This is a genomic window from Burkholderiales bacterium (assembly GCA_035560005.1).
GTDB lineage: Bacteria > Pseudomonadota > Gammaproteobacteria > Burkholderiales > Eutrophovitaceae > DASRFY01.
Map to the genome: position 1 here is coordinate 1 of DATMAN010000055.1, position 9,107 is coordinate 9,107.

11 protein-coding genes and 3 tRNA genes are annotated in these 9,107 nt (G+C 64.8%); 6 read left to right on the forward strand and 8 right to left on the reverse strand.

Annotation, left to right across the window (positions count from 1 at the left end; all coding sequences use genetic code 11):
• The 8 genes from VNM24_07980 to VNM24_08015 all read right to left on the reverse strand — a co-directional run.
• Window positions 1-141, reverse strand: a 141-nt coding sequence (locus tag VNM24_07980; protein ID HWQ38538.1) for a GTP-binding protein, incomplete at its 3' end; no start/stop codon positions are given.
• Between the two features lie 52 nt (window positions 142-193).
• A tRNA-Thr gene (locus tag VNM24_07985) sits at window positions 194-268 on the reverse strand.
• Between the two features lie 29 nt (window positions 269-297).
• Window positions 298-371: transfer RNA gene (locus VNM24_07990), tRNA-Gly, on the reverse strand.
• A 91-nt stretch (window positions 372-462) separates the two neighbouring features.
• Window positions 463-547 (reverse strand) — tRNA-Tyr (locus VNM24_07995).
• Between the two features lie 85 nt (window positions 548-632).
• Complete coding sequence (locus VNM24_08000) at window positions 633-1,673, reverse strand: NADP(H)-dependent aldo-keto reductase (GenBank protein HWQ38539.1); 1,041 nt, start codon at window positions 1,671-1,673, stop codon at window positions 633-635.
• An 83-nt stretch (window positions 1,674-1,756) separates the two neighbouring features.
• Window positions 1,757-2,221: a RidA family protein gene (locus tag VNM24_08005; protein ID HWQ38540.1), complete on the reverse strand. Its 465-nt coding sequence runs from the start codon at window positions 2,219-2,221 to the stop codon at window positions 1,757-1,759.
• Between the two features lie 93 nt (window positions 2,222-2,314).
• Window positions 2,315-2,683 carry a hypothetical protein gene (locus VNM24_08010; protein ID HWQ38541.1) on the reverse strand — a complete coding sequence of 123 codons (369 nt, stop codon included), beginning with the start codon at window positions 2,681-2,683 and terminating at the stop codon, window positions 2,315-2,317.
• 121 nt (window positions 2,684-2,804) lie between these two features.
• Window positions 2,805-3,716, reverse strand: a complete 912-nt coding sequence (locus tag VNM24_08015) for an AraC family transcriptional regulator (GenBank protein HWQ38542.1) — start codon at window positions 3,714-3,716, stop codon at window positions 2,805-2,807.
• A gap of 292 nt (window positions 3,717-4,008) precedes the next feature.
• Here VNM24_08015 and VNM24_08020 point away from each other — a divergent pair, with 292 nt between their 5' ends.
• The 6 genes from VNM24_08020 (at window position 4,009) to VNM24_08045 (ending at window position 9,090) form a co-directional block, all read left to right on the forward strand.
• On the forward strand, window positions 4,009-4,350 hold the full coding sequence (locus VNM24_08020; GenBank protein HWQ38543.1) for a hypothetical protein: 342 nt from the start codon (window positions 4,009-4,011) through the stop codon (window positions 4,348-4,350).
• Between the two features lie 51 nt (window positions 4,351-4,401).
• Window positions 4,402-5,688, forward strand: a complete 1,287-nt coding sequence (gene larA, locus VNM24_08025; GenBank protein ID HWQ38544.1) for a nickel-dependent lactate racemase — start codon at window positions 4,402-4,404, stop codon at window positions 5,686-5,688.
• 20 nt (window positions 5,689-5,708) lie between these two features.
• Window positions 5,709-7,043 carry a lactate racemase domain-containing protein gene (locus VNM24_08030; GenBank protein ID HWQ38545.1) on the forward strand — a complete coding sequence of 445 codons (1,335 nt, stop codon included), beginning with the start codon at window positions 5,709-5,711 and terminating at the stop codon, window positions 7,041-7,043.
• 60 nt (window positions 7,044-7,103) lie between these two features.
• Complete coding sequence (locus VNM24_08035; GenBank protein HWQ38546.1) at window positions 7,104-7,478, forward strand: PsiF family protein; 375 nt, start codon at window positions 7,104-7,106, stop codon at window positions 7,476-7,478.
• A 106-nt stretch (window positions 7,479-7,584) separates the two neighbouring features.
• Window positions 7,585-8,238 (forward strand): hypothetical protein, encoded by a 654-nt coding sequence (locus VNM24_08040; GenBank protein ID HWQ38547.1) that lies wholly within the window; start codon window positions 7,585-7,587, stop codon window positions 8,236-8,238.
• A gap of 411 nt (window positions 8,239-8,649) precedes the next feature.
• Window positions 8,650-9,090, forward strand: a complete 441-nt coding sequence (locus tag VNM24_08045) for a hypothetical protein (protein ID HWQ38548.1) — start codon at window positions 8,650-8,652, stop codon at window positions 9,088-9,090.
• Window positions 9,091-9,107: the final 17 nt, after the last annotated feature.

The following is a 9,107-nucleotide window of genomic DNA, read 5'->3' on the forward strand; positions in this document are numbered from 1 at the left end:
GTAGCTCTTGGCCTCCCCACCGTACTTCTTCGACAGCACGTGCGTCATCGCCGCCGTCAGCGTGGTCTTGCCATGATCCACGTGCCCAATCGTGCCTACGTTCACGTGCGGCTTGGTACGCTCAAATTTGCCCTTTGCCATCTGGTTTCCTCGTCTTCTGCCTTGTCCGGAAGCTTCCCTGTAGAGATTGTTTTGGTGCCCATGGCGCGGATTGAACGCGCGACCTCTCCCTTACCAAGGGAGTGCTCTACCACTGAGCTACATGGGCAGCATCGAAACTGCCTTGACCCATCGATCTGGAGCGGGTGAAGGGAATCGAACCCTCGTCGTAAGCTTGGAAGGCTTCTGCTCTACCATTGAGCTACACCCGCCGGGCTTGTCCTTTCACCGGCAGCGTGCCATCGCGTCCGCAACAGGCGCCCGCGCCGGTCTTCCCGACTCCGACTAACTCTCTAATTTTTTTGGTGGAGGGGGAAGGATTCGAACCTTCGAAGGCTGAGCCAACAGATTTACAGTCTGCCCCCTTTGACCGCTCGGGAACCCCTCCGAACGAAAACGGCGAATTATCGGCAGGAAGCCAAGTCGTGTCAAACCCTTGCGTCTGTCCGGAGCGATTCTTGCCGACCCCAAAGTCACACGGCGGGATTGGAGAAGCGCAGATGGATGTCATCGATCTCGGCGAGCAGGTCCGGCGCCAGATCCACGGCAGCCGCATCAATGTCTTCCTTCAACTGCGCCAGGCTGGTGGCACCCACGATGGTGCTGGCGCAAAACCAGCGGCTGCGGCAAAAGGCGATGGCCAGCGTTGCAGGGCTCAGCCCCCGCTTTCGCGCCAGCGCGGCATAGGCCGTTACCGCCGGCTCCACATTGGGTTTGATGTAGCGCTGACCAAACGGCGGAAAGAGCGTGAGGCGTGCGCCTGCCGGCTTCGCGCCCCCGAGGTACTTGCCCGCGAGATGCCCGAACGCGAGCGGGCTGTAGGCCAGCAGCGGAATGCCTTCCCTGCGTGTCACCTCGGAGAGCGCCGGCTCGAAACTGCGATTGATCAGGTTGTAGGCGTTCTGTATCGAGACGGGTTTCGGGAGCCCGGCGCCTTCGGCGGCGCGCAGCCATTGCATCGTTCCCCACGCACTTTCGTTGGACAGGCCGAATGCGCGGATCTTGCCAGCCTTGATCAATTCCGCGAAGACGCCGAGTTGCTCCGCGATCGGCACGGTCGGACGCTCCTCGGCCGGATCGTAGAACAGCTTGCCGAACGACGGCACGTATCGATCCGGCCAGTGGATCTGATAGAGATCGATGCAGTCCGTCTGCAGCCTTCGCAGGCTGCCCTCGACCGCGGCGAAGACGTTCTTGCGATTGATGGCCAGCTCGCCGCCGCGAATCCAGTGGAAGCCGCGCCCCGGCCCGGTCACCTTGGTGGCGACGACGAGCTTGTCGCGGCGCTGCTTCTTCAGCCAGTTGCCGAGAATGGACTCGGTACGCCCTTGTGTTTCGACGCGTGGCGGCACAGGGTACATTTCGGCGGCGTCGACGAAATTGACGCCGCGTGAGACCGCGTAGTCGAGCTGCTCGTGCGCCTGCCTTTCATCGTTCTGCTCGCCCCACGTCATCGTACCCAGGCAGACCTCCGAAACCTGCAGCGCACCGTCTCCGAGTTTGTTGTATTTCATTCGTTCTTCCTCGCCTTCGGAAATGTGCGCGACCACGCGGCGCGAGGTCAGGCTGCGCACGTCGCGAGCGCGCCGGATTGCTCTTATCCACGCAGCGCGACGATCATCTCGATCTCCACGGCCGCGCCGCGCGGCAGCTCGGCAACACCCACGGCGCTGCGCGCGTGCCGGCCGCGCTCACCGAAGACATCGGCGAGCAGCCGCGACGCCCCATCCACAACCTGCGGCTGCTGGGTGAACCCCGGTGCCGAGGCGACGAACCCGGTCAGTTTCACAACCGCTGCAATCCGTTCCAGTGTGCCGAGCGTGGAGCGCAGATTGGCCAGCGCGTGCAGGGTGCACAGCCTGGCTGCTTCCCGGCCACGCTCAACGTCCAGATCAACGCCGAGCTTTCCAGTCACTACCGTGTGGGCATTCAGACGCGGGAGCTGACCGCTGACGTACGCCCACTCGCCATGGATCGCCACCGGGACGTACTCGAACGCTGGTTTGACCGGCTCGGGCAGCTGCAGGCCGAGCGCCGCGAGTTTTTGCTCAATGGCGTCCATCGAGGAACCACATCGTAAAGCGCGCAGTGTCCCGAACTGTTTGCCTGGCTGTCAAACGGGCGGCTCAAAGGGGCAGTTATTCGCGCCCGAGGGTCAAACTGGCAAAGAAAGCGCGAACCGAACGGAGTCGGTTGACGCTTCGCAGCGGTTCGAGCCCGGCGCCCGAAGGGAGGAGCAGACGCCGGGCTGGACCGCGCGGCACCGGGCGCTTACGAGCGGCCGAAACCCTCGTCCAGCACTCTCCACCGCCTTGACCGCGGCTGCCGGAGCGAGGGCACGCCCGGACATGTTGACGTCGGCGCCCGAGCTGACCACGGTGCCGCTGACCTTCACGGCGGGAATTGCGGCGCGGCCGTACACACTGGCCACGTTGTCGATGCTGCTCAGGCCCACACCGGTCTCGGCCAGCGCGGGAACGGCGAACGCCGCCGCGAAAGCGGATGCAAGGAGTTTGCGAATCATGGCTTGCAGCTCCTTTCTGTCCCATGAACGCCCGGCCCGTTCATCGGTCGCGCTCCTGCAGTCGCCACGATATCGACCGCGAGCCTGCGGCTATTGAAAACCATTGCTCAAGTTTTGGACGTTATTGCTTGATCTGCCCGGGCGTCATGCCGAGCACCCGCTTGAAGTGCCGCGTCAAGTGGCTCTGGTCGGCGAACCCGACGGCTGCCGCTACATCGGCGAGCGAGCGGGCGCCTGCCCCCGCAGTCAACAACGCGCGTGCGCTGTTGACCCGTATCTCCACCAGGTATTGATGCGTGGTGCGACCGGTGGCCTTCTTGAAGAGCCGCGCCAGATGGAACGGACTCAGGTGAGCCGCTGCGGCGATATCGGTCAGGCTGATGTCGCGCGCATAGTTCTCGTGGATGAATTGGGTCGCGAGCGTCACCGCGCGGGGCGCGACAAGACCCCGGCCGGCAGGCGCGGGCTGAGGTCGTGCGCTGTAATGGCGCAGCAAGTGGATCGCGAGTTGAGTGGCTGCCGAGGCCGCGAGCAGGCTGCTCGCCGCGTCGCCATTGACGACTTCGCGGATCAGAAGTCCCGCCATCTGGGTGATGAAAGGATCACGTTGTCCTTCAACGGCCTTCAGGACGACCGCCTCCGGGCTCAGGTCGAAAACTTCCTCGGCGACTTTCTCCAGGAATTGCGGCTCTAGCCAGAGGAGCACGAAGGACAATCGCGTGTCCCATTCCCAGCGCACCGGCTTGAACGCAGGGTGGATCGACACCTGGCCGGCTTCGAATTGCGTCTCGGTGAGTTCCTCTTCGCTGGCCCGAACGCAACGCCCTTGTGCCAGACTGACGAATACGAGGTGGTGCGTGGTTCCGCCCGGCAGCCAGTGCGAGGACGGTTCGACTTCTCGGCGCTCGATATTGAGCGGCCAGCCGAGGGAGCGACTGGTCAGGCGAACCGATTCGGGCCGGATCGTCCACGGCTCGACCGCAAGCGGCGCTTCGGGAGGCTGCAACAGCGCCGCCGGGTATGGAGCATTCATGCGCTTCTCCTTTTCTTTCCGCGCCGCCGCCCGCCCAAAGCCTTCGAGCGGTATGGCGTGCTGACCCGCAGCGACGCCCGGTGACCGCAAACTCTGCTGAACCCTAGAAAATGACTGACCGGTCAGTAATATAGTTCTGGTCGCAGCGCTCGGTCAACCCGGTTGCAGCCGAACCGGCGCGGCTCGCCGCCGCTGCACTCCTCCCTCTGATAAGGTGCGACGCCATGGGGTCGGCATGTTCTGGAAGCGCGACGGCGACCGCGTCCGATGTCCGGTAAGAGGGAAGCGTGAAATGGAGGGAGAGGGCACGGCATCTCCGCAGCGCTGGTGGCAGCGGCGGCCGGCGGGCGGCGTGGCGTTCAGTCTGGCGGTGGGCGCCGCCACGCTGTGGATTGCGAGCGCTTTGCAGCTCCCCGAGGCGAGGGACGCCGCTGTCCTCTCCTATCTGGTTTCGCTTCCGATCGCGCTGTTGCTGCCGACCCTGTCCGCGGCAGGTCTGCTGATCGGCTGGCAAGCTTGGCGCGCCGCGGCGCCGCACGCGTGGCTGGTGGTCCCCACGCTGCTGGCGTTGCTGGCCAATGCGTGCGCGCTCGCCTTGTTCCTGCGCGTCATGGTGCGCTTGCTGCAGGGATGAGCGCCCCTCCCGCGAGTGCTATATTTCGGCCGACCCGACTCGCAGCACACCATGCGCGTAGAACTCAATTACGGCAAAGGCGCCCTGCCCGTTGAATTGGACGAGCGCTGGAACGTCACGGTGATCCGCAAGCCGCCCATGCCGGTGGAGAGCGACCCCCAGGCGGCGGTGCGAATGGCACTCGAGCGCCCGGTGTCGGCGCGCCCGCTGGCCGAGGAGGCGCGGGGCGCGCGCTCAGCCTGCGTGCTGATCTGCGACATCACCCGTCCGGTGCCCAATACGCTGCTGCTTGCGCCGCTGTTGCATCAGCTCCTCGAGGCCGGTCTGCGCCGGGAGAAGATCGTCGTCCTGGTGGCCACGGGACTGCACCGGCCCAACGAAGGCAAAGAGCTCGCCGAACTGGTCGGCGACCGCTGGGTTCTGGAGAGCTTCCGGGTGGAGAACCATTTCGCGCGCAACGACGCCGACCACGTGGACCTTGGCGCCACGCCGCGCGGCACACCGGTCAAGCTCGACCGGCGTTTCGTCGAAGCCGACCTGAAGATTGTCACCGGCCTGGTCGAGCCGCACTTCATGGCCGGTTACTCGGGCGGGCGCAAAGTCATCGCTCCCGGCGTCGCGCACAAGGACACGATCACCACCTTCCACAGCGCGCGCTTCATGGCGCATCCTCGCGCCGAGAACTGCGTCCTGCAGGGCAACCCGCTGCACGAAGAACAGCTGGCGATCGTGCGCATGCTGGGGCGCGTGCTGGCGGTCAACACCGTGATCGACGAGCACCGGCGCCTGTCGTTCGTCAACTATGGAGAGGTGATCGACAGCCATCTCGAGGCGGTGGGTTTCGTCGAGCGCTATGCCCGCGTGCCGGTGGGTAGGCGGTTCCGCACGGTGCTCACGAGTGCCGCCGGCTATCCGCTGGACAAGACTTATTACCAGACGGTCAAGGGCATGGTGGGTCCGCTCGACATCCTCGAGCCCGGCGGCGACCTGATTGTCGCCTCGCAGTGCTCGGAGGGGCTGGGATCGGCGGAATACGCCGCCGCCCAGCGCCGCCTGATCGCGCAAGGCGTCGAGGGGTTCTGTGCCGGGCTCAGCGGCAAGCGCTTCGCCGACATCGACGAATGGCAGACTCAGATGCAGCTCAAGCCGATGCGCGCGGGCCGCGTGTACCTCTACAGCGACGGGCTCAAAGCCGAGGAGCGCGTCCTCACTGGGGTCCATGTAGTTGACTCGGTCGAGGCGGCCCTGCAAAGTTGCGTGGAGCGCAGCGGCGACCGCGAAATGGCCGTGATTCCCGAAGGACCCTACGTCGTTCCAGTCTACCAACCGCCGGCCTGAAGGCCGCAAGGAAGTCCGAGATGATCGGAGATCGCGTGCAAGTCGAAGTGGTCGGCGGACTGGATTTTCCGCTGCCGCGCATGATTGCGGTGCGACAGAAGTTCGAGGCGCCGCGTCTGTCCGATATTCCCGGGACCGTAGCCGCGGAGTTCGCCAAGCCGGAAATTAGATCGCGTCTCAGATCCGGCCAGGTCGTCGCAGTCGGGTGCGGCAGCCGCGGCATCGCCAACATCGCGCTCATCGTAAAGTGCGTCGTCCGCGAGCTCTTGGCGCTCGGCGCGCGTCCGTTCATCTTCCCGGCGATGGGCAGCCATGGTGCAGCCACCGCCGAGGGTCAGAAAAGGGTGCTGGAAGCCTACGGCATCACCGAGGCGGCGATCGGGGTACCGATCCGAGCCACCATGGACACTGTGATCGTGGGCCATCTTCCCGACGGCACGCCGGTGCACATGGACCGTTTTGCCGCTGAGGCAGATGCGATCGTCGTGGTGAACCGCGTCAAGCCACATACCGCTTTTCGCGGGCCGACCGAGAGCGGGATCACCAAGATGCTCTCCATCGGCATCGGCAAGATCCTCGGCGCGGCGACCTATCATGCACAGGGCATGGATACCTTTGCGGAGCTGCTGCCCCGGGTGCGCGATGCGCATCTGAAAGCACGCAACGTGCTGTTCGGCGTCGGGATCGTCGAGAACGCCTACGACCAGACCGCGCACATCGAGCTGATCCCGTCCGAGCGCATCGGCGAGCGCGAGCCCTCGCTGCAGGCCATGGCCAAGCGCCTCATGCCACGGCTGCTGTTCTCCGAGATCGACGTGCTGGTGATCGACGAAATGGGCAAGAATGTGAGCGGTGCCGGGTTCGATCCCAACATCACCGGACGCAATCGCCGCGCGGTGGCCTGGAAGGCAGATCCGCTCGTGAAGAAGATCGTCGTGCTGGGACTCACCCCGGAGAGCCATGGCAACGCCACCGGCATCGGCGGCGCGGACGTGATCACCATGCGTCTTTTCCGGGAAATGGACGTGGGCGCCACTTACGCCAACATCGTCACCTCGATGAACCTAGACGGGGCGGCGATCCCGGTCGTGATGAATACCGATCGGGAGGCCATCGCGCTCGCGGTGAAGACCGTGGTGCGTGTCAAGCCCGAGCGCTGTCGCATCGTGCGCATTCGCAACACGCTCGAGCTCGGGCAGATCCAGGTCTCCGAGCCGTTGCTCGCCGAAGTCAAGGGCAGACCGGAACACTTCCAGATCGTTTCGCCGGCGCGGCCGTGGGCGTTTGACGCGAAGGGCGCGCTCGCGCCGTTGTCATCGCACGATCCGTCGACGGCGGCAGCGGGCGGGCGCTGAAGCACCGCGCCGTCGCGCGGCGCGGCCTTTCCACCGGTTGGAAACATCGAGGAAGAAACAATGAAAACGAAACATCTCGTCATTGCCGCCGTCTTCGCACTTGCCGCCGCCCCAGCACCGGCCGACACCCCGCAGCAGGAGAGGATGAAGGCCTGCAATGCGGATGCCGGCAAACAGCAGCTCAAGGGCGATGCCAGAAAGCAGTTCATGAAGCAATGCCTGTCTTCAAAGAAGCAGAACACGGAAGCCGACCAGGGCCCGAGTGCCCCGGAAGCGGCTGAAGACCGCGAGGTCGCGCAGCCAAATCCCGCGGCGCAGTCAAAGCGCACCGCGCAGCAACAGAGAATGAAGTCGTGCAACGCAAAAGCCTCCGCCAAGAGCCTCAAGGGCGAGGAGCGCAAGAAGTTCATGAAAAGCTGTCTCTCGGCCGGCTGAAGAGCTCTTCGCTTCGCGCGAAACCCCGCCGCGGCGGGGTTTCTCGTTTGTTGCTCTACAATCGCCCCGGCGCGCTCAGCGCTGGAAGCGAACAACGACGTCTGCCATGTCCGCGCCCGGATCGACCCTCGCAACCCTGCTCGGGTGCGCGCTCATCGTGTGCAGCACTGCCTGCTCCACCGCGCGGCAGTCCCATTCCGCTCCCAAGGCCAACACGCCGCTGATCGAGAGCGGCCTGCTGGAGGCAGCGGGCCTCGCTTTTCTCACTCCGGTGGCGGGCAGCGGCAACGAAGAGGACAAGAACGCCCTCGCGCTGGTCTTCGCGGACGTGCTGGCGAACGCGCGTCCGCAGGTGCGCATCGTGCCGCTGGCGCAGACGTTGGGCGCGGTGAACCGCGCCGGGTTCGGCCGTCAGTATCAGAAGATGTACGAAGGGTTTCGCGGCGCCGGAGTGCTCGATCGAGACACGCTGGCCCGGCTGCGCGGCCTCACCGGCGCGCGCTATTTCGCCCTGCTGCAGCTGTCCGACTTCAGGCGGGAGCTGGTGGTTGGACCGAGCCTGCTCGGTATCCAGATGCGCTCGGCGCAAAGCGCGCACATCCGCCTCTTCCTTCAGATTTGGGACAGCAGCGACGGCATCATCGTCTGGGAGGGCATCAACGAAGTCACGTTCAGAGACGAATCGCCCGGTGGCCGTGGCGTGACGTTCTCCGCGATCGTCGAGCGGGCGGCGCGCGAACTCATCGCGCAGCTCCCCTAGTCCGGTCGGCGTCCGTGACCCCGATGCCGTCTCTGGCGCACCAATCGAGTCCTCCCACCCACCCGCCCGCCCTGAGTCGGTATTCGCAAGCGATCCCTCCCCGGTAGCCAAGCGCTTCGATCAGGTACGTGTGGTCGATCACGCCGACGTCGGCTCACGCCGGCGAGCTTGGAGGTGGCGCACCAAGCCGATGGTGCGCCCGAACTGTTTCGGAGGCGTGCCCTTCGACCTCGAAACGCTGCAGGAACGGCAACTCGGTGAACAGGGAGTGCACAGTGGCGGCAGAGCACGGCATAAGAGATCAGACTGGCAGCAGGGGCGATCCACCCGGGCGGGGGTGGCAAAGCGCATCGGTTTCAGTGTATAGAGCAGCTACCGAGTCAGCGGTCACTTTCAATCCTCGGGGATTGCATGGGCAAGAAGGACGACAAGAAGTTCGACGGCGGGCACAAGAAAAAGCGCGGCAAGAAGAAGAAGGAAATCGGCGCGCCGATCGAAGAAGCGCTGGCCTGTCCGCCGAGCGCTCGTTTCTTTCACGAGCTGGTCGTGGGCAACGGCATAGGAGACAACGCGGTCGAAGACGCCGCTCAGGCTTATCAGCGTGCGTTCGAATCGCGCCGCGAGAAGGCGCTGGATGCGGCGCGCCATCACGAACCTGAGTGCGGCAAGAGCTGCAAGTCCGGGGAACACTTCGTGACGGGACCGTTCATGAGCCCGCAGCAGTGGCGAGTCAAGTCCGAAATTTGCTGTAAATCTGCTCCGAGCCGGTTAATGACGATTGGGTTTCAGCCCGAGAGGGCAACAACGTTGTTGCCCTCTCGGGCGGCGGCGCAGGCAGCCGCCCATTCGTGATACTCCTGCATGTCCAG